An 18,838-nucleotide genomic window follows, 5' to 3' on the forward strand; every position below is an offset into this window, starting at 1 on the left:
CCGCAGGCGGCAGACGACCGGGACCGCGACCGTCCCTCATCACAGCCGAAATCAACCCAACCACCATCCGTAGAAGGCCAGTCGGTCTCAGGGCTCCTCGTACTACGCCCGCAGCCACTCCGTGACGATCACGTCCGCGTCCGTGCGCAGTCGCAGGGCGAACGGCCCCGCGGGCGGAGTGTCGCTGGTGAAGCGGCCCAGGGTGTCGGCGGCGACCGGGAGCGTCGCCCGGGAGCCGCCGAGGATCTCGATCCGGGCCGGTTGCGGGGGCAGGACCTGGCCCAGCAGGCCCTCGCCCGTCACCTCCACGTCGACCGTCAGCTCGCCCGCGCGGAAGGTCAGCATGCGCGGCGGGTCCGCCATGCCCCTGACCGGCAGGGCGTCGGTCAGGGAGTCGAAGGTGAGTTCGGCGATGCGGGCGTCGAGGTCGTGGAACACATAGGATTCCAGGGCCAGTTGGAGCAGATCGGCGGGGACCGGGTCCAGGACGGCGGCGGCCTGGCGCAACTCCTCCTCCAGCGGCCCGCCGTCGAAATCGATGCCGTCGACACCGGTGTCGTCGAAACCGGTGCTCTCGAAGCCGGTGTCGTCGAAACCGGTGTCGTCGGGCTCGTCGGAGGGGAACTCGTCCCCGGGGTTCCCGTACAGGCCGCTCATACCGCACCCCGCGCCTCGAGACGGGCCCGCAGGCGGCGCAGACAGCGCTGGCGCAGGGGGCCGATGCTGCCCACCGCTATGCCGAGCGCGGCGGACACCTCCAGATAGGTGGGCGGCGGCGAGGCCATCAGCACGCGCAGCAACTGCCTGCACCGGTCGCCGAGTTCCTCGAACTCCTGCCACAGCCTGCGGATCCGCTCGGCCTGGGCCGCCGCCTCCTCGGAGTCGATCAGCGACTGCTCGGGCGTACGGTTCTCGCAGGGCCGGTCCAGGAGCTGGGGGTCGTCCGTCGGCATCGTCCGCTTCAGTCCCCTGAGCACCTTCAGACACTCGTGGCGGGCCGTACTGGCCAGCCAGGACCCGGCCTTGTCGGGCTCGCGGATCCTGCCGAGGTGCTGGGCGAAGCGGAACCACACCGTCTGGTACACCTCGTGCCCGTCGGCGTCGGAGAGCCGGTGCGCGCGCACCACGGACCACACCAGCGGGCTCAGCCTTTCCACGAGCGCCTTCCAGGCCGCCGCGTCACCGTCGACGGCGGACTGGACCAACGCGCCGACCTCTGCTCGGTCCACGGTCCCACCCCTCGTGTACGGCATGTCATCGTACGCCGTGGAGGAGACGGTTCCGGCCCTCATGTCCGCGGACCCGGCCGGAGGACGGACACCGGGCGCCAGGTGGGTGGCCTGAGCGCTGGCACGTGCGCCCCGCGCACCTCCGCGTAGCCGGTCTCGGTCCGAAGGAGCTGGGCGCGCGCCGCGCGCGGGTCGCGTTCCTTGTGCGCTGTCATGTGCGCCGCGACCAGCGCGGCGGCGACCGGTGTGGCGAAGGACGTCCCGCTCCACTGCGCGACCCCCTCGAACATGACCTGGTCCGGTTTGCCGGAGGTGTCCTGCCGCGCCTCGCTCAGCACGCCCGTGTGGCGCGGGTACTGACAGGTGCAGGCGTAGGTGAAGCCGAACCGGCAGGCGTCGTAGGTGGAGTGCTGGTAGACGTACGGCACGGGCGTGTCGAATCCGGTGAGGGCGCTGGTGAGGCGCTCGCCGGGGGCGTAGACGTTCACCCAGAGGCCGTGGTTGCTGAAGCAGGCGCCGAACTCGCCGTCCCCGCGCAGCGCGCCGACCGAGAGCACGCAGTCCGCGTAGTCGGGCAGGGCGGCGTAGGCGGCGGGCCAGAACGGCGCGGCGCTGGAGTTGTTCCCGGCGGCGGCCACCAACAGGCTTCCCCGGTCACGCAGTTCCCGCATGAAGGCGTCGGCGCCGAGGAGGCCGTCGGGGCGGCCGTTGGGGGTGCCCGCCGAGAGGCTGATGATGTCGGGCCAGCCGTCCCGGTCGACCGCCTCGAAGAGCCTGGCGCCGAACTCGGACTCCAGTACGGCGCCCGCGTCGTCGAGCGCGTTGCTCACGGTGACGTCGGTGTTGGGTGCGACGGCGGCGACGATCCCGGCGATGAACGTGCCGTGGCCGACGTACTGCCGGAGCACCCCCCGGTCGTCCGTCTCCCGGACCTGTGCGTCGCCCCGGGTGTGGGCGAGCGGCGGGTAGGAGCGGTAGTCGTGCACCAGGCCGGTGTCGATGACGAGGACGCCGACGGCGGTGCCGGGGTCGTACGGCCCCTCGGCGGGCGCCGGGTTGGGCGGCCCGGTGAGCGGGGCGGGTACGGGTTCGTCGCCGGGACACGCGTTGACCGCGACGGAGACCACGTGGTTGCGGCTGACCAGCCGGTGCCCGCGGCGCCCCTCGGCCTCCCGCAGGGCCCGCAGGGCGTGGGTGACGGCGTGGTCGCCGGCGCGGTCGCCGTGGCCGGGGTCGCCGACCCGGATGCGGGTGACGCCGGTGCGGTTGGTCCGCGGGCCCGCCCGCCGCACCTGGTCGGCGGCCAGGTCGGGGGCCGCTGCGAAGTGGGCGCGCACGGTGTCCTCGACGAGGTGGGCCTCCGCTCCGTCGCGGGCGAGGACGTGGCCCTTCTCGTAGAGGAACTCTGCGGAGTCGTCCGGGCCCATCGCCAGCGGGACGTCGGGCATCGAACGCTGGATCTGGTCGAACTGCTCGTGGAATCGCTGAGGTGCCATCGCGGGTCCCCTCCCCCTGAGGCGGTCTTCGTCAGTCAGAGCCGCGCCCCCGTCCATTGATACAGCCGGCGCGTCGGCCGCCCCATGTGCGGGACATCCCGGGACCACTACCATCCGAGGCGTGACGGCGGGAAGCGATCCGGTTCTCGAACTGCTGCCGATGGTGTTCGCCGACCCGGGCGAGGCCCGGGCACGCGCGGAGGAGGTGCTGCGCACCGGGCCGTCGCCGCTGCACGCCTGCGTCGCCCACCAGGTACTCGGCATCTGGCAGCGGGACTTCGGAGACCTGCGCGTCGCCCTGCGCCATCTGCGGCGGGCCCGCGATCTCGCGGCGCGCGCGGAGTCGGCCGAGCGGGAGGCGGACGTCCTGGCCACCCTGGGGGTCGCACTGGTGCACGCGGGGCGCACGCGGCAGGGACTGGCCTCCTTCGAGCGGGGGGTCGCGCGGGGCGGCGGACACACCCGGGCCCGGGTGCTGTACCGGCGGGCGTACGTCTGGTGGGTGCTGGGCCGGCACCGGGAGGCGCTGGAGGACGTACGGCGGGCGATACCGGTGCTGCGGCAGGCCGGCGACGTGATCTGGACGGCGCGGGCGCTGACCCTGCGGGCCACCGTGCATCTGGCGCTGGGCGCGGTGGACCGGGCGGACGCCGACTTCGCTGCGGCGGAGCGGCTGTGGGACACCACCGGCCAGGAGCACGACAAGGCGGACGCGGTGGAGAGCCGGGGGCTGGCCGCCTTCCGGTCCGGGGACATCCCGGCGGCGCTGCGGCTGCTGGACGATGCCGCGGAGCGGTACGCCAGGCTCGGTACGCCCACCTTCATGCTCTCCGTCCGCCGCTGCGAGGTGCTGATGGCGGCCGGACTGGCCCCGGAGGCACTCGCCGAGGCGGACGCGGCGACCGCGCTGCTGGACCGGATCGGCGGGCAGTCCACCCGCAAGGCCGAGTTGCTGCTGGCCGCCGCGCGGGCCGCCCTCACGGCCGGCGACCCGCACACCGCGATCGACCGGGCCGCCGTCGCCGTACGGCTGTTCGCGGGGCAGCGGCGGCCGTGGTGGCAGACGCACGCCCGGCTGGTGCTGACCGAGGCCCGGTCGGCGGCGGGCCGCAGGTCGGGGCGGCTGGTGGCGGACGCGGCGGCGGTGGCCGAGCGGCTGGCCTCCTTCGGGTCGCCGGCCGCTCCCCAGGCGTCCTTGCTGGCGGGCCGGATCGCGCTCGCCCTGGGCCGGACGGCGGACGCGGAACGGCATCTGGCGGTGGCCGCGCGCAGCCGGCACGGCGGTCCGGCAACGGCCCGGATGACGGGCTGGGCGGCGCAGGCGCTGCGGGCCCGGGCGGCCGGTTCCCCGCGCGGGGTGCTGGAGGCCTGTCGGCGCGGTCTGGACGTGCTGGACGACCACCGGACGACGCTGGGCGCCTCGGAGCTGCGGGCCCGGGCCACGGCGCAGGGCGCGGAACTCGCCGCGCTGGCCCAGGAGGCGAGCCTCGCGCTCGGCGGGCCGCGGCGGCTGCTGGTGTGGAGCGAGCGCTGGCGGGCCACCGTGCTGTCGGCGCCGCCCGCCCGGCCGCCCGCCGACCCGGCGCTGCTCAGCGGTCTGACCGCGTTCCGGGAGATCGCGGCCCGCGCCGAGGCCGCCCGCATGGACGGCCGCCCGGTGCCCGCCCTGGAGCGCGAACAGCGGCGCCTGGAACGGGAGATCCGCTCCCGCACCCACCACATGCGCGGCGACTCCCCCGGGGACGGCCGGCGCTTCGATCCGGCCCGGCTGCTGGCGCGGCTCGGCGACACCCAACTGGTCGAACTCGCCGTACTGGGCGGCCGGGTGCATGTGCTGCTGTGCGGGCAGGGCAGGGTGCGCCGCTTCGAGGGCGGCCCGACGGCGGCGGCGATGGCCGAGGCCGAGCACGTGCAGGCGGGGCTGCGGCGGCTGGCCCATCCGGGGGCGGAGGCGAGGCTGCCGCTGGTGGAGGCGGCGGGCCGGCGGCTGGAGGAACTGCTGCTGGGCGGGGCGGCGGCGCACCTGGGCGGCGGGCCGCTGGTGGTCGTACCGCCCGGGGCGCTGCACCGGGTGCCGTGGGCGTTGCTGCCCTCGCTGCGCGAGCGGGTGCTCAGCGTGTCGCCGTCGGCGGGCAGCTGGCTGCGCGCCCGGGAGACCGAGCCGCCACCGGGCGGCCGGCCCGTCCTGGTGCGCGGCCCGGGCCTGGCCACGGGCGGCGCCGAGGTTCCCGAACTGGCCGACCGGTACGGCACCGCGACGGTGCTGGAGGGCGGCCTGGCCCAGGTGCCCCGGGTGCTGGACGAACTCGACGGCGCGGAACTGGCCCACATCGCCGCGCACGGCACGTTCCGCGCGGACAGCCCCCTGTTCTCCTCGCTGCGGATGGCGGACGGTCCGCTGATCGTGCACGACTTCGAGCGGCTGCGCCGCAGCCCGTACCGGATCATCCTCTCCAGCTGCGACACCGCCCGTCTCGCCTCGGTCGGCGCCGACGAACTCCTCGGCCTGGTCACGGCGTTGCTGCCGCTGGGCACGGCCGGGGTGGTGGCGAGCAGTGCGCCGGTCAACGACGCCGCGGTGGTGCCGCTGATGCTCGCCCTGCACAAGGGCCTCGACGCGGGCCTGTCCCTGGCCGAGTCCCTGCGCGACGCCCGGGCCGCGTTGCCCGGGGACGCGGTCCATCAGGCGACGGGGTGGGCGTTCGCCGCGTTCGGGGCGGCCTGAGGCCACCGGCGCCGACGGCGCGGGGCTACGACGCCGCCCGCTCGCTCCGTGCCCCGTCGGGGTGTTCCAGGCCGAGGTGGTCGCGCAGGGTGGTGCCCTCGTAGTCGGCGCGGAAGACACCCTTTTCCTGCAGGATGGGGACGACCCGGTCGGCGAAGGGGTCCAGGCCGCCGGGGGTGATGTGCGGGACCAGGATGAAGCCGTCGCTGGCGTCGGCCTGCACGAAGTCGTCGATGGTCCGCGCGACCGTGGCCGGGGAGCCGACGAAGGTCTGCCGGTTGCCGGTGTTGATCACCAGGTCGCGGATGGACCAGTTGTTCGCGGCGGCGCGTTCGCGCCACTCCCGGGCGACGGCGACCGGGTCGCGGTACATCCGCACCTGGGCCCGGCCGCGCGAGATGTGCTCCTCGCTGATCAGCGGGTCGACGTCGGGCAGCGGCCCCTCCGGGTCGTACGCCGACAGGTCCCGGTTCCAGACGAACTCCAGGTGCTTGAGCGCGGTCGCGCCGCTGACCTGCTGCCGGCGCACCTCGCGGGCCAGTTCCGCCGCCTCGGCGTCGGTGTCGCCGAGGACGAAGGTCGCGGCCGGCAGGATGAGCAGCTGGTCGGGGCGGCGGCCGTACTTGGCGAGCCGGGCCTTGACGTCGGTGTAGAAGGCCTGGCCCTCCTTGAGCGTGGCGTACCGGCTGAAGATCGCGTCGGCGCCGGCGGCGGCGAACTCGCGGCCCTCCTCGGAGTCGCCCGCCTGGAAGATCACCGGCCGGCCCTGCGGGGAGCGGGGGACGTTGAAGCGGCCGTGGATGTCGAAGTGCTGTCCCTCGTGCACGAAGGCCCCCGCCTTCGCGTCCCGCAGGAACACACCGGTCGCGGGGTCCGCGACGATCTCGTCACCGCTCCAGGAGTCGAACAGCTCGTGCGCGGTGGCCAGGAACTCCTTGGCGCGGGAGTAGCGCTCGTCCTGCGGCAGGAAGCCGCCCCGGCGGAAGTTCTCGCCGGTGAAGGCGTCCCAGGAGGTGACCACGTTCCATGCCGACCGGCCGCCGGAGAGGTGGTCGAGGCTGGCGAACTGGCGGGCCACCTCGTAGGGCTCGTTGAAGGTGGAGTTGATGGTGCCGGTCAGCCCGAGCCGCTCGGTGACGGCGGCCAGCGCGGCCAGCACGGTGAAGGTGTCGGGGCGGCCCACCACGTCCAGGTCGTAGATCTGGCCCCCCTGTTCGCGCAGGCGCAGTCCCTCGGCGAGGAAGAGGAAGTCGAACTTGGCGCGTTCGGCGGTGCGCGCGAAGTGCGCGAAGGAGCTGAACTCGATGTGGCTGCCGGCGGCCGGGTCGCTCCACACGGTGGTGTTGTTGACACCGGGGAAGTGGGCGGCCAGATGGATCTGCTTCAGCGGCTTGCTCATGTCGTACGGTCCCTCCGGCTCAGGCGATGGGGGTGCCCCCGGGCTCGAGCGAAGCCGAGAGCCTGGGGGAGTAGCGGTTGGCGGGGCGGGCGAGCCCGAGGAGGCCGCGCAGGGTGTCGGCCTCGTAGGCGTGCCGGAACCGGCCGCGCCGCTGGAGTTCGGGCACCAGGTCCTGGGTGATCCGGGGCAGGTCGTGGCCGAGCACGGCCGGCCGCAGCCGGAACCCGGCCAGCCCCGCCGTCGCCAACTCCTCCAGGCGATCCGCCAGTTGGACGGCGGTACCGGTGAAGACGGGAGCATCACCGGCGTACGGCTCCCCGTTGGCGGTGTCCAGCCGCTCGCGCCGGGCCTCGGCGTCGGCCGCGCTGTCGTCGAGGAGGACGAGGAGGTCACCGAAGACGTGCAGGGGCTCCCCGGCCCGGCCGGCCGCGTCCTGTTCGGCGCGGATCTCGGCGACGACGGCCCGGGCCTGTGCGGCGTCGCGCGGGGTGACGTACCCGACGTCGGCCTGGCGGGCGATCAGCCGGTACGGCGCCGTCCCGTGACCGAGCGCGCTGACCGGCGGCTGGCCCTGGGGCGGCCGGGGCGTGATCGAGGGGCCCTTGACGCTGAAGTGCCGTCCCTCGAAGTCGATGTAGTGCAGCTTGTCGCGGTCCACGAACCGGCCGGTGGCCGCGTCCCGGATCTCCGCGTCGTCCTCCCAGCTGTCCCAGAGCCTGCGGACGACCTCGACGTGGTCGGCGGCCTCGTCGAACAGTTCGGTGAGCAGTTCCTGGGCGGCGGGTCCGGTGGGGGCCTCGACCGGGGCGATGGTGCGGCGGCCGAAGTGGGCGGCCTCGTCGGGCCGGGCGGTGACCCTGACGCGCAGGCCCGCGCGGCCGGTGCTGACGTAGTCGAGGGTGGCGATCGCCTTGGAGATGTGGAACGGCTCCGTGTGCGTGGCCACCACCGTCGGCACCAGTCCGATGTGGTGGGTGAGCGGAGCGATCCGGGCGGCGATCAGTACGGCGTCGAGACGGCCGCGTACCTGGTCGGTGCGGTCGTCCGGCTCCAGGAGGTGGGAGGACTGCGGGCCGAGGCCGTCCTCGATGGTCACGAAGTCGAGCAGGCCGCGTTCGGCCTCGGCCACCAGGTCGGCCCAGTAGCCGGCGGTGAGCAGGTCCCGGGGCCGGGCCACCGGCTCGCGCCAGGACGCCGGATGCCAGCCGGTGCCGTCCAGGGCGACGGCGAGGTGCAGGGGTGCGGAAGAGGATGCGGACACGAGTGGGTGCCTTCCTGGATGTCCGTACGAGGGATCCGGCCCGCGCGGACGGGGGCCGGGCCGGTGGGCGACCGCGGGGAGTTCGGGGTCCCCGGCCGACGGCTGGGGGACGGTCAGGAGCGACAGAGCGCGCCGGCCACGCGCAGCAGATCGATGTGCGGCCGGGTGTACAGGCGGACGGCTCGGCGGACACACGTCATGTCCGTCACCTCCGTTCGCGGGCCGCGAGGGGCCGGGTCCCGTCGAGGGGCGATGCCCCGTCGTCGACTGCCAACCACGCGGGCGCGCCGGTTGTTCCCGCGCCGGCCTTCGTCCGGATACTCATCAGGAGTTGTCGAGCGGCAGTCCGGGCGGGTTCACCTGGGACTTGGCGACGGCCTCGGTGGAGAGGTTGTAGGCGGCCAGCCACTTGGCGTACTGCCCGTCGTCGATCAGGTGGTTGATCGCGTCGGCGATGGGCTTGGCGAGCCCGCTGTCCTTCTTGGTGGTGGCCGCGATGAGTCCCTGGAGGGAGGCGCCGGCGCCGGAGAACGTGCCCGCGCTGCGGGTCGCGTCGGGCGTGTTCGCGGTCTGCCGCTCGTGGTAGGCCTGCCCCGGGTTGGCGGAGAAGTACGCGTCGATCCGGCCGCCCGCCAGCGCCAGGTAGGTGGCGTTCTTGCTCTGGTAGCGCTTGACGGTGAGGTTCTTGCCCTCCTTCGTCAGCTTGGCCTGCCACTCGAGCAGGATCTTCTCCTGGTTGGTGCCGCTGTCCACGGCGACCGTCCGGCCGGCGAGGTTCTCGTAGTTCCCGCCGAAGTTCCAGGTGCTCTTCTTCGGCACCTCGAAGCCGAGGTTGTCCTTGCGGTAGGAGGCGAAGTCGTACTTCTTCTTGCGCTCCTCGGTGTCGGTGATGTTGGAGAAGCCGACGTCGGCCCTGCCGCTGTCGAGGCCGACGAACTGGTTCTCCCAGGTGTAGTTGGCGATCTGGGGCTTGAGGCCGAGGACCGCGGCGACCAGGCGGCCGAGGTCGGGCTCGGCGCCGGTGAGGGTCTTCTGGTCCGCGCCGATGTACGCCAGGGGCGGGAACCCGTCGGGCAGGGCACCGACGGCGATCCTCAGGGTGCCGCTCCTGCGGACGGCGGCCGGCAGCTCGGCGCTGATCGACCTGACCTCGGAGACCTTCAGCGCGGCCGGCCGGGCCGCGCCGTTGGACACCTGGCCCACGGTCACCGTGCCGGCGGCGTCGGTGGTGGTGGCGGCGCTGCTGTCGCCTCCGCAGGCGGCGAGGGAGGCGCCGAGGGAGGCGACGACGGTCGCCGCGGTGAGACCTCGGGTCAGGCCGCGTCGGGGGAACTGGATGGGCATGGCTGTTCCTTGTCTTTCAGAGGACCTTGCTGAGGAAGTCCCGGGTGCGTTCGTGCTGTGGCTGGTCCAGCACCTGGGCGGGCGGGCCCTGTTCGACGATCTTTCCGCCGTCGATGAAGACGATCCGGTCGGCGACCTCGCGGGCGAAGCCGATCTCGTGGGTGACGATGACCAGCGTGGTGCCGCTGGTGGCCAGGTCCTTGATGACGGAGAGCACCTCGCCCACCAGTTCGGGGTCGAGCGCGGAGGTGGGTTCGTCGAACAGGATGATGCCGGGGCGCAGGGCGAGGGCGCGGGCGATGGCGACACGCTGCTGCTGGCCGCCCGAGAGCTGCCGGGGGTAGGCGCCGGTACGGTCGCCGAGGCCGACCCGGGTGAGCAGTTCCCGGGCCAGTTCCCGGGCTTGGGGCCGGGGCAGTTTGCCGGTGGCGACGGGGGCGGCGGCGACGTTGTCGAGGACGGTCAGGTGCGGGAAGAGGTTGAAGTTCTGGAAGACGAAGCCGATCCGGCTGCGCTGGGCCAGGATGGCCCGCTCGCCGAGTTCCTTCAGCCGTCCTCCGTCGCGCTTGACGCCGATGAGTTCGCCGCCGACGCTGACGTGGCCGATCTCGGGCTTCTCCAGGTGGTTGACGACCCGCAGCAGCGTGGACTTGCCGGAGCCGGAGGGGCCGATGACGACGGTGACCTCGCCGGGGCGGACGGTCAGGTCGATGCCGTCGAGGACGCGGTGGCGGCCGTACCACTTGTGGACGTCGTGCACCTCCAGCGCGGCCGGGGTGGTCTCCAGGGTGTCGGTGCCGGTCATACGGCGGCCTCCTTGCGCAGCCTGGCCCGCAGCTCGGTCAGACCGGCCCGTGCCTTCTGCAGCGGGGTCGGCGGCAGGGTGCGGGTGGCGCCCCGGGCGAAGTACCGCTCCACGTAGAACTGGACGACGGACACCGCGCTGGTCAGGATCAGGTACCAGACGGTGGCGACCAGCAGCAGCGGGACGATGTCGCCCGGGTAGGTGCTGCCCATGGTCTGCACCGAGCCGAACAGGTCGAGCAGCGAGACGTAGAACACCAGGGAGGTTCCCTTGACCAGGCCGATCAGCTGGTTGACGTAGTTCGGGGTGATGGAGCGCAGGGCCTGCGGGAAGACGATCCGGGTGAACTGGTAGCCCCTGGGCAGGCCGAGCGCGGCGGCCGCCTCGTGCTGGCCCTGGTCGACGGAGAGGATGCCGCCGCGTACGACCTCCGCCGCGTAGGCCGCCTCGTTGAGGCTGAGGCCCACCACGGCGACCGTCATGTCGGTGGCCAGTTTCGACTCGTCGAAGCTGACGAAGGCCGGTCCGAAGGGCACCCCGAGGCTCAGGGTCTTGTACAGGGCACTGAAGTTGTACAGGAAGATCAGGACGACGATCAGCGGCACCGAGCGGAACAGCCAGGTGTAGGTCCAGCTCACCGCGCGCAGGACGGGGCTTCCGGAGAGCCGGCCGAGGGCCAGCAGGATGCCGCCGAGCAGTCCCAGCACCGCGCTGAGAGCGGCGACTTCGAGGGTGACGAGGAGGCCGTCGAGGATGGTGGGGCGCAGGAACCAGTAGCGGAAGCGGTCCCACTGGTAGAAGGGGTTGGTGGCCAGTCCGTGCGCGATCTGTGCCACGAGCACCAGCACGACGGCGGTGGCGACCCACCGCCCGGGGCGGCGCAGCGGCTGAACCCGCTGGGCCGTCAATGGCTTTGATGGAGTGTCAGATGCCGTCGGCGATGGTGGTGCCTGCGCCTCGGCGAGGGACAGGGCGGTGCCTGGGGGTTCACTCATGGCGGGCTCCGGCGGGGAGTCGGACGCCCCGGGCCGTGGCGGGTCACGTGGGGGCCGCCGCGACGGCGCTACGGCACGGGGCGGCACACGGGAACACGCGGGAACCGGGGCTGGGCGGGCGACGGCACACCGCACCAGCGGTGTCCGTCGGGAACGCGGGGAGGGGCTGGGAAGTGGTGTCAGCCCAGACAGCGGGCGGCAGCGCCCGAGGCGGTACACAACGCGCTGTTCACGCGGAGCAGATCGACCGCGCGGTCCGCGACGAGGAGGCCGGCGTACAGCCGGACGCGGCTCTGGGAGCGGCTCGGGGCCGTCCTGGGAGCTGCGTACATCACGTCACCTGTCACTGTTCCGGCCCCGCGGGGCCCTCGCGCCCACCCTGGGGGCGGGCGCTCCATTCCGAGCCGTAAGTAAGTCAGTTGGCCGTTGCGATGTCAACGGCCGTCCACTGGCTGGACGAGGTCGGAGCCGCTCTCACCTGCGCCAAGCGCCCGGGGCGTCCGCCGCGTGACGCTCCCAGTCCAGGATCTGGACAGCAGCTCCGGCGGCCTCCAGGCCCTGGCAGCGGCCGTGGTGACGACGGGCGATGCCGTCGAGGTCCAGGTGGGCGCCGAAGGCGGGGCGGGCGGCGAGGCGCCGGGCATGGGCCCACAGCGCGGGGTGACCGGCGACGCGCTGCACGGCACGCGCGTCCAGGTGGTGGCGGTGCACGGTGTCGAGCTGGACGAGGGCCACCCACACCTCGATGTCGGCGGCGGTGAGCCGGTCGTCGACGAGGTACTCCCCGCGGCCCAGCCGCCGTTCCAGCGAACCCAGCGCGTCGAGCAGGACGTCGAGGGCGGCGGCCCGTTCCGCCGGACCGGCGCCGGCCCGTCCGGCGCCCTGGGCGGCCTCCTCGATGCCCTCGGCGCAGAGCAGTTCGACGGCCGCGATCTCCTCCTCCGCGCCGCGCGGATAGAGCGAGGCACGGCCGTCCGCGCGGAACCGGTCCAGGTCCCGCAGGATGTCGGGGGCGTGGGTGCTGACGATCCGTCCGGACCAGTCGTCGCTGAGCACCGGCGCGAGGGCGGGCCCGGTGTAGCGGTGCGCGCTCGCCTCGTACAGCGGCCGCAGCGCCCGGTGGCCGCCGCCGGGACAGTCCGGGACGGCGGGCAGGAAGGTGACGGGACAGCTGTCGGCGAGGGCGAGGACGCTGTGGCCGACGGCGATGCGGAGGCCGTCGGGACAGGCGGTCGACAGATGGAGCCGGTAGCGGTGCGGCACGGCGTAGTGGCCGCTGCGCGCGTCCCGGCCGATCCGCCCCCGGAAAACGGGTGCGGGGGCCGGGGTGCGAGGGGCGGACGGGACGGCTGCGAGCGGTGCGATGGACATGCGTCTCCCCGGGTGAGGGCGCGCGGACGTACGCGCGGCGAAAGCGGCGTCGGTCGAAGGGCGCGAGGGGCCCGGCTCAGCTCCGGCGGCTGATGGCGCTGCAGACTCGCTGCAGGTCGATGTGCAGGCGGGAGGTGAGAAGGGGGAGGCTCGCTCGGCCGGTGACCGTCTCAGGGCGCCCCATGTTTCCCTACCTGTTCACTAGGATTCCTAAGGAGTGTCGATCCGGCTCCGCACGGCGTCAAGGGGGCGTCCACCCTGCGGTCGGCCCGCCGACGCCGAACCCTCCCCAGGAGCTGCGCCATGTGACATAGTACTGCTGTGGCGAAGCGACTGACCTGCGATGTCGTGGTCGTCGGTGCCGGGATGGTGGGTGCGGCCTGCGCCCTGTACGCCGCCCGGGCCGGCCTGGACGTGACCGTCGTCGACCGTGGCCCGGTGGCGGGCGGCACCACGGGCGCCGGCGAGGGCAATCTGCTCGTCTCCGACAAGGAACCGGGCCCCGAGCTGGACCTCGCGCTGCTCTCGGCCCGGCTGTGGGCCCGGCTGGCGGAGGAGACCGGCGAGGCGATCGAGTACGAGGCCAAGGGCGGCGTGGTGGTCGCCTCCACCCCCCGGACGCTCACCGTCCTGGAGGAGTTCGCCTCGGGCCAGCGGGCCGCCGGTGTCACCGCCGAGCCGGTGGACGCGGACCGGCTCGCCGAACTGGAACCGCACCTGGCGCCCGGCCTGGCCGGCGGAGTGCACTACCCGCAGGACGCCCAGGTGATGCCGGCCCTGGCCGCCGCCCACCTGGTACGCGCCTCGGGGGCCCGCCTGTGCACGGGCCGGACCGTGACCGGCGTGCTGCGCGGGACGGGCGGCGCCGTGCTCGGGGTCCGTACCGACCGGGGGGACATCCACGCCCCGGCCGTGGTGAACGCCGCCGGCACCTGGGGTGGGGAGGTCGCCGCGCTGGCGGGCGTCCGTCTGCCGGTGCTCCCCCGGCGCGGCTTCGTCCTGGTCACCGAGCCGCTGCCCCGGCTGATCCGGCACAAGGTGTACGCCGCGGACTACGTCGCCGACGTGGCGAGCGACTCGGCCGCGCTGCGGACCTCACCCGTGGTCGAGGGCACCGCCGCGGGACCGGTGCTGATCGGCGCGAGCCGTGAACGGGTCGGCTTCGACCGGTCCTTCTCGCTGCCCGCCGTACGCGCCCTGGCGGCCGGGGCGGTCGGCCTCTTCCCGTTCCTGCGGCGCGTACGCGCCCTGCGCACGTACGCTGGGTTCCGGCCGTACCTGCCCGACCACCTGCCCGCCATCGGCCCCGACCCGCGGGCGCCCGGGCTCTACCACGCCTGCGGACACGAGGGCGCCGGCATCGGACTCGCCACCGGCACCGGGCGTTTGCTCGCCCAGGTGCTCGGCGGCCAGGCGACCGAGCTGGACCTCACGCCCTTCCGCCCCGAGCGGTTCGAGGAAGACGGAGGCAACACCCCGTGAATCCAATGGAGTTGGCCCGGGCCAGGCCCGGATCCGCCTTCACCGTCACCTTCGACGACCGGACCCTGGCGGCCCTGCCCGGGCAGACCGTCGCGGCCGCCCTGTGGAGCGCGGGCGTGACCGCCTGGCGCAGCACCCGCCGCACGGGCCGTCCGCGCGGGGTGTTCTGCGGGATCGGGGTGTGCTTCGACTGCCTGGTCACGGTCAACGGCCGGCCGAACCAGCGGGCCTGTCTGATCCCGGCGCGGCCCGGCGACGTGATCCGCACGCAGGAGGGGACGGGACGGGATGACGACTGAGCGCCGGCACCTCGCCGTCGTCGGCGCGGGTCCGGCCGGGCTGGCGGGTGCGCTGGCGGCCGCCTCGCACGGGGTGCGCGTCACCCTCCTCGACGCGGGCGAGCAGGCGGGCGGCCAGTTCTACCGGCAGCCCGCCACCGCCCTGAACGCCCGCCGCCCGCAGCGCCTGCACCACCAGTGGCGCACCTGGGAGCGGCTGCGGGACGGCCTCGAACGCCAGGTCACCGCCGGCCGCATCACCCACCTGAGCGACCATCACGTCTGGTGCGTGGAACGCGACCCCGACTCCCCCTCCCCCTCCGGCCGTGCCGCGTTGACCGTGCACGCGCTGTGGGGGCCCGCCCAGGAGGACGGCGTCACCGTACGCGCCGACGCCGTCCTGCTCGCCACCGGCGGCTACGAGCGGGTGCTGCCCTTCCCGGGCTGGACCCTCCCCGGCGTGGTCACGGCGGGTGGCGCGCAGGCCATGCTCAAGGGCGGCCTGGTGCTGCCCGGCCGCAGGGCCGTCGTCGCCGGCACCGGGCCGCTGTTGCTGCCCGTGGCCACCGGACTCGCGGCGGCCGGTGCCCGGGTGGCCGCGCTCGTCGAGTCCGCCGACCCGACGGACCTGCTGCGGCACCACCCGGCGGCGCTGGCCGCGCAGCCCGGCAAGCTCGCCGAAGCCGCCCGGTACGCCGCCGGGTTGGCCCGGCGCCGGGTGCGCATCCTGTGGCGTCACACCGTCGTCGAGGCGCACGGAACGGACCGGCTGGAGGCGGTCACCGTCGCCGCGCTCGACCGCCGGGGGCGGGTCGGGCCCGGCAGCGGGCACCGCATCCCCTGCGACACCCTCGCCGTCGGACACGGCATGCTCCCCCACACCGACCTCGCCGAGACGCTGGGCTGCGCCCTGTCGGGGACGGACGTCCGGGTCGACGGGGAACAGCGCACCGACGTCCCGGGCGTGTGGGCGGCCGGCGAGACCACCGGAGTCGGCGGAGCCGCCCTGGCCCTCGCCGAGGGCCACATCGCCGGGCGCTCGATCGCCGCCCGTCTGCACGGCACCGTCCCCGACCCGGACGCCTGGGCCGCGGCGGCCCGCTCCCGGACCCGGCTCAGGGCGTTCTCCGCCGCCCTGGACGCGGTGTACGCGCCACCCGGCCGGTGGGCCGACCGGGTCACGGACGACACGGTGGTGTGCCGCTGCGAGGAGGTCACCGCCGGGGAGGTCCGTACGGCCGTGGGCGAACTCGGCGCCGGTGACCTGCGCACGGTGAAGCTGCTCAGCCGGGCCGGGATGGGCTGGTGCCAGGGCCGGGTGTGCGCGCCGGCGGTCGCGGCGGTGGCCGGCTGCCCGCTCACGCCGTCCCGCCGGCCGCTCGCCCGGCCGGTACCGCTGGGCGTCCTCGCCGATCTCCCGGAGGAGGACGTGTCGTGACCTGAAGTCCGGCCCCGCTGTCCGTACCTCCCAGCTTCTCCCAGCACCCCCGCGGTTCTGCGCAAGTCTCAGTAAAATGTCACACGTCACGTGAAGGGAACCCCGATGACCGTCACGCCCCTCCCCGGATCCCGGCCATGGCACGGCATCCTGGTGGCCACCGCGCTCCCCCTGCGCGAGGACCTCTCCGTCGACTACGACGCCTACGCCGAGCACTGCGCCTGGCTGGTCGCGCGCGGCTGCGACGGGGTCGTACCGAACGGCTCCCTCGGCGAGTACCAGGTGCTCACCCCCGAGGAGCGCGCCCGGGTGGTGGAGACGGCCGTGGCCGCGATCGGCGGCTCGCGGGTGATGCCGGGCGTGGCCGCGTACGGCTCCGCCGAGGCCCGCCGGTGGGCCGAGCAGGCCCACGAGGCCGGCTGCGGGGCCGTGATGCTGCTGCCGCCCAACGCCTACCGTGCCGACGAACGCGCGGTGCTGGCCCACTACGCGGAGGTCGCCGAGGCCGGCCTGCCCGTGGTGGCGTACAACAACCCCGTCGACACCAAGGTCGACCTGGTGCCCGAACTCCTCGCGCGACTGCACTCCGAGGGGTACATCCACGGCGTCAAGGAGTTCTCGGGCGATGTCCGCCGGGCCTACCGCATCGCCGAACTCGCCCCGGAACTCGACCTGTTGATCGGCGCCGACGACGTGCTGCTGGAGCTGGCCGTGGCCGGCGCCAAGGGCTGGGTGGCGGGCTACCCGAACGCCCTGCCCACCGCCTGCGCCGAGCTGTACCGGTCCGCCGTGGCCGGGGACCTGACCACCGCCCTGCCCCTGTACCGGCAGCTGCACCCGCTGCTGCGGTGGGACTCCCGGGTCGAGTTCGTGCAGGCCATCAAGCTGTCCATGGACATCGTGGGACGGCACGGCGGCCGGGTACGGCCACCCAGGGTGCCGCTCCTGCCCGAGCAGGAGGCCGCCGTCCGCGCGGCCACCGAGAAGGCCGTCGCCGCCGGACTCGGATAGCCGCCGGACCCGCACAGCCAGGAGGCCAGTTCATGCGCAGCACACTCGTCCTGCACGCCGTCGACTCGCACACCGAGGGCATGCCCACCCGGGTGATCACCGGCGGGATCGGCACCGTGCCCGGCACGACGATGAACGAACGGCGGCTGTACTTCCGCGAACACCGCGACCACATCAAGCAACTGCTGATGAACGAGCCGCGCGGCCACTCCGCGATGAGCGGCGCGATCCTGCAGCCGCCGACCCGCCCCGACTGCGACTGGGGCGTGATCTACATCGAGGTCTCCGGCTATCTGCCGATGTGCGGGCACGGGACCATCGGGGTGGCGACCGTGCTGGTGGAGACCGGCATGGTGGAGGTCGTCGAACCGGTCACCACCATCCGGCTGGACACCCCGGCGGGGCCGGTGGTCGCCGAGGTGGCGGTCGAGGACGGCGCCGCGCGCCATGTGACCCTGCGCAACGTGCCGTCGTTCGCCGTCGGCCTGGACCGCCGGATCACGCTCGACGACGGCCGCACGGTGACCTACGACCTGGCGTACGGCGGCAACTTCTACGCCATCCTGCCGTTGGAGGAGTTCGGGCTGCCCTTCGACCGGGCCCGCAAGGACGACATCCTGGCGGCGGGCCTGTCCCTGATGGAGGCGATCAACGCCGAGGAGGAGCCGGTGCACCCCGAGGACCCGTCCATCCGCGGCTGCCACCACGTCCACCTGTACGCGCCCGGCGCGACCGCCCGGCACTCGCGGCACGCGATGGCCATCCACCCCGGCTGGTTCGACCGCTCCCCCTGCGGTACGGGCACCAGCGCGCGCATGGCACAACTGCACGCGCGGGGTGAACTGCCCCTGCACACCGAGTTCGTGAACGAGTCTTTCATCGGCACCCGGTTCACCGGCCGCCTGCTGGACACGACCGAGGTCGGCGGCCTGCCGGCCGTGCTGCCGAGCTTCACCGGGCGCGCCTGGATCACCGGCACCGCCCAGTACCTGCTCGATCCCACCGACCCCTTCCCGCAGGGGTTCGTCCTCTAGGCGTTCCGCCAGGTCCGACAGGGCCTAGACTCCCCCGGGTGATGCGTGACATGGCACAACAGTCGCAGGAGCCGACCGGCCCGGCCCTCCCCCGTCTCGGCGGCAGGCGCAGCAGTTACCGGGAGCGGGTCGCCGACGCGCTGCGGGCCGCGCTGATCGCGGGCGAGCTGCGGCCCGGCGAGGTCTACTCGGCACCCTCGCTCGCCGCCCGCTTCGGCGTCTCGGCGACGCCGGTGCGGGAGGCGATGCTGGACCTGGCCAAGGAGGGGCTGGTCGACGCCGTCCCCAACAAGGGCTTCCGGGTCACCGCCGTCTCCGACCGGCAGCTCGACGAGTACAAGCACATCCGCGCGCTCATCGAGATCCCGACCGTGGCGGCGCTGGCCGGCACGGCCGACCGGGCCTCCCTGGAGGCGCTGCGCCCGGCCGCACGGGAGATCGTCGCCGCGGCGGCCGCGGGCGACCTGATCGCCTACGTGGAGGCGGACACCCGCTTCCACCTCGGTCTGCTCGCCCTGGCCGGCAACGCGCACCTGGTGGAGGTGGTCGCCGACCTGCGCGGCCGCTCGCGTCTCTACGGGCTGACGGCCCTGGTGGAGGCGGGCCGACTGCTGGCCTCGGCCGAGGAGCACCTGGAACTCCTCGACGCCTTGCTGGAGCGTGACGAGAAGGCCGTGCACGAGATCATGACCCGCCATCTGGGCCATGTGCGGGGGCTGTGGGCGGCCCGGCGCTGAGGCCCGGCGCCCAGGCCGGACGCCGAGGCTCGCCACTGACGGTTCGCCGCTGACGGCTCGTCACCGCGCCGAGCAGCCGTGACATGCAGAAGGGCCGTGCCAGATCTCTCTGGAACGGCCCCTGCCCGGCGACTTCGCGAAGTCGGGACGACAGGATTTGAACCTGCGACCCCTTGACCCCCAGTCAAGTGCGCTACCAAGCTGCGCCACGTCCCGGTGCGGTGTCACACGGC

The 18,838-nt window shown here is 73.9% G+C and carries 19 protein-coding genes and 1 tRNA gene; 7 read left to right on the plus strand and 13 right to left on the minus strand.

Annotation, left to right across the window (positions count from 1 at the left end; translation table 11 throughout):
- Nucleotides 1–102: 102 nt before the first annotated feature.
- Genes ACFYMM_RS06990 through ACFYMM_RS07000 form a run of 3 tightly spaced genes read right to left on the minus strand, consistent with a single transcriptional unit; the run spans nucleotide 103 to nucleotide 2,725 of the window.
- On the minus strand, nucleotides 103–657 hold the full coding sequence (locus ACFYMM_RS06990; protein WP_388384674.1) for a hypothetical protein: 555 nt from the start codon (nucleotides 655–657) through the stop codon (nucleotides 103–105).
- Complete coding sequence (locus ACFYMM_RS06995; RefSeq protein ID WP_388384676.1) at nucleotides 654–1,292, minus strand: RNA polymerase sigma factor; 639 nt, start codon at nucleotides 1,290–1,292, stop codon at nucleotides 654–656. The genes ACFYMM_RS06990 and ACFYMM_RS06995 overlap by 4 nt, the downstream gene beginning before the upstream one ends.
- On the minus strand, nucleotides 1,289–2,725 hold the full coding sequence (locus ACFYMM_RS07000; RefSeq protein WP_388384678.1) for a S8/S53 family peptidase: 1,437 nt from the start codon (nucleotides 2,723–2,725) through the stop codon (nucleotides 1,289–1,291). The genes ACFYMM_RS06995 and ACFYMM_RS07000 overlap by 4 nt, the downstream gene beginning before the upstream one ends.
- 160 nt (nucleotides 2,726–2,885) lie before the next feature.
- Between ACFYMM_RS07000 and ACFYMM_RS07005 the strand changes: the two genes are divergently transcribed.
- Nucleotides 2,886–5,450 carry a CHAT domain-containing protein gene (locus ACFYMM_RS07005; protein WP_388385282.1) on the plus strand — a complete coding sequence of 855 codons (2,565 nt, stop codon included), beginning with the start codon at nucleotides 2,886–2,888 and terminating at the stop codon, nucleotides 5,448–5,450.
- A 25-nt stretch (nucleotides 5,451–5,475) separates the two neighbouring features.
- Here the strand turns inward: ACFYMM_RS07005 and ACFYMM_RS07010 are convergent, their stop codons facing one another.
- The 9 genes from ACFYMM_RS07010 to ACFYMM_RS07050 all read right to left on the minus strand — a co-directional run bounded on the left by ACFYMM_RS07010 (nucleotide 5,476) and on the right by ACFYMM_RS07050 (nucleotide 12,809).
- Nucleotides 5,476–6,849 (minus strand): NtaA/DmoA family FMN-dependent monooxygenase, encoded by a 1,374-nt coding sequence (locus ACFYMM_RS07010; protein ID WP_388384680.1) that lies wholly within the window; start codon nucleotides 6,847–6,849, stop codon nucleotides 5,476–5,478.
- Nucleotides 6,850–6,868: 19 nt separating this feature from the next.
- Entirely contained in the window at nucleotides 6,869–8,110 is a 1,242-nt protein-coding gene (locus tag ACFYMM_RS07015; RefSeq protein WP_388384682.1) for an LLM class flavin-dependent oxidoreductase, read from the minus strand.
- Nucleotides 8,111–8,223: 113 nt separating this feature from the next.
- A complete protein-coding gene (locus tag ACFYMM_RS07020) occupies nucleotides 8,224–8,310 on the minus strand; it encodes a putative leader peptide (protein WP_388385283.1) in 87 nt (28 codons plus the stop codon).
- 124 nt (nucleotides 8,311–8,434) lie between these two features.
- Complete coding sequence (locus ACFYMM_RS07025) at nucleotides 8,435–9,454, minus strand: ABC transporter substrate-binding protein (RefSeq protein WP_388384683.1); 1,020 nt, start codon at nucleotides 9,452–9,454, stop codon at nucleotides 8,435–8,437.
- A 16-nt stretch (nucleotides 9,455–9,470) separates the two neighbouring features.
- On the minus strand, nucleotides 9,471–10,259 hold the full coding sequence (locus ACFYMM_RS07030; RefSeq protein ID WP_388384685.1) for an amino acid ABC transporter ATP-binding protein: 789 nt from the start codon (nucleotides 10,257–10,259) through the stop codon (nucleotides 9,471–9,473).
- Nucleotides 10,256–11,254, minus strand: a complete 999-nt coding sequence (locus ACFYMM_RS07035) for an amino acid ABC transporter permease (RefSeq protein WP_388384687.1) — start codon at nucleotides 11,252–11,254, stop codon at nucleotides 10,256–10,258. The genes ACFYMM_RS07030 and ACFYMM_RS07035 overlap by 4 nt, the downstream gene beginning before the upstream one ends.
- A 179-nt stretch (nucleotides 11,255–11,433) precedes the next feature.
- The gene (locus tag ACFYMM_RS07040) at nucleotides 11,434–11,586 is read right to left on the minus strand and encodes a hypothetical protein (RefSeq protein WP_388384689.1); all 153 of its coding nucleotides are present in this window, start codon (nucleotides 11,584–11,586) and stop codon (nucleotides 11,434–11,436) included.
- 142 nt (nucleotides 11,587–11,728) lie between these two features.
- Nucleotides 11,729–12,625, minus strand: a complete 897-nt coding sequence (locus ACFYMM_RS07045; protein ID WP_388384691.1) for a glutathione S-transferase C-terminal domain-containing protein — start codon at nucleotides 12,623–12,625, stop codon at nucleotides 11,729–11,731.
- A gap of 76 nt (nucleotides 12,626–12,701) precedes the next feature.
- On the minus strand, nucleotides 12,702–12,809 hold the full coding sequence (locus ACFYMM_RS07050; RefSeq protein WP_388384693.1) for a putative leader peptide: 108 nt from the start codon (nucleotides 12,807–12,809) through the stop codon (nucleotides 12,702–12,704).
- Between the two features lie 137 nt (nucleotides 12,810–12,946).
- Between ACFYMM_RS07050 and ACFYMM_RS07055 the strand changes: the two genes are divergently transcribed.
- The 6 genes from ACFYMM_RS07055 (at nucleotide 12,947) to ACFYMM_RS07080 (ending at nucleotide 18,605) form a co-directional block, all read left to right on the plus strand.
- A complete protein-coding gene (locus tag ACFYMM_RS07055; RefSeq protein WP_388384695.1) occupies nucleotides 12,947–14,107 on the plus strand; it encodes an NAD(P)/FAD-dependent oxidoreductase in 1,161 nt (386 codons plus the stop codon).
- A complete protein-coding gene (locus tag ACFYMM_RS07060) occupies nucleotides 14,104–14,406 on the plus strand; it encodes a (2Fe-2S)-binding protein (RefSeq protein ID WP_388384697.1) in 303 nt (100 codons plus the stop codon). Before ACFYMM_RS07055 ends, ACFYMM_RS07060 begins: the two co-directional genes overlap by 4 nt.
- Nucleotides 14,396–15,823, plus strand: a complete 1,428-nt coding sequence (locus ACFYMM_RS07065) for an NAD(P)/FAD-dependent oxidoreductase (protein WP_388384698.1) — start codon at nucleotides 14,396–14,398, stop codon at nucleotides 15,821–15,823. The genes ACFYMM_RS07060 and ACFYMM_RS07065 overlap by 11 nt, the downstream gene beginning before the upstream one ends.
- Before the next feature lie 105 nt (nucleotides 15,824–15,928).
- A complete protein-coding gene (locus ACFYMM_RS07070) occupies nucleotides 15,929–16,834 on the plus strand; it encodes a dihydrodipicolinate synthase family protein (RefSeq protein WP_388384700.1) in 906 nt (301 codons plus the stop codon).
- A 32-nt stretch (nucleotides 16,835–16,866) separates the two neighbouring features.
- Nucleotides 16,867–17,868: a proline racemase family protein gene (locus ACFYMM_RS07075; protein ID WP_388384701.1), complete on the plus strand. Its 1,002-nt coding sequence runs from the start codon at nucleotides 16,867–16,869 to the stop codon at nucleotides 17,866–17,868.
- A 41-nt stretch (nucleotides 17,869–17,909) separates the two neighbouring features.
- Nucleotides 17,910–18,605: a GntR family transcriptional regulator gene (locus ACFYMM_RS07080; RefSeq protein ID WP_388384703.1), complete on the plus strand. Its 696-nt coding sequence runs from the start codon at nucleotides 17,910–17,912 to the stop codon at nucleotides 18,603–18,605.
- A gap of 142 nt (nucleotides 18,606–18,747) precedes the next feature.
- Here the strand turns inward: ACFYMM_RS07080 and ACFYMM_RS07085 are convergent.
- A tRNA-Pro gene (locus tag ACFYMM_RS07085) sits at nucleotides 18,748–18,821 on the minus strand.
- Nucleotides 18,822–18,838: the final 17 nt, after the last annotated feature.

Origin of the sequence: Streptomyces sp. NPDC006739 (genome assembly GCF_042869815.1) — a bacterium.
Taxonomy (GTDB): domain Bacteria; phylum Actinomycetota; class Actinomycetes; order Streptomycetales; family Streptomycetaceae; genus Streptomyces.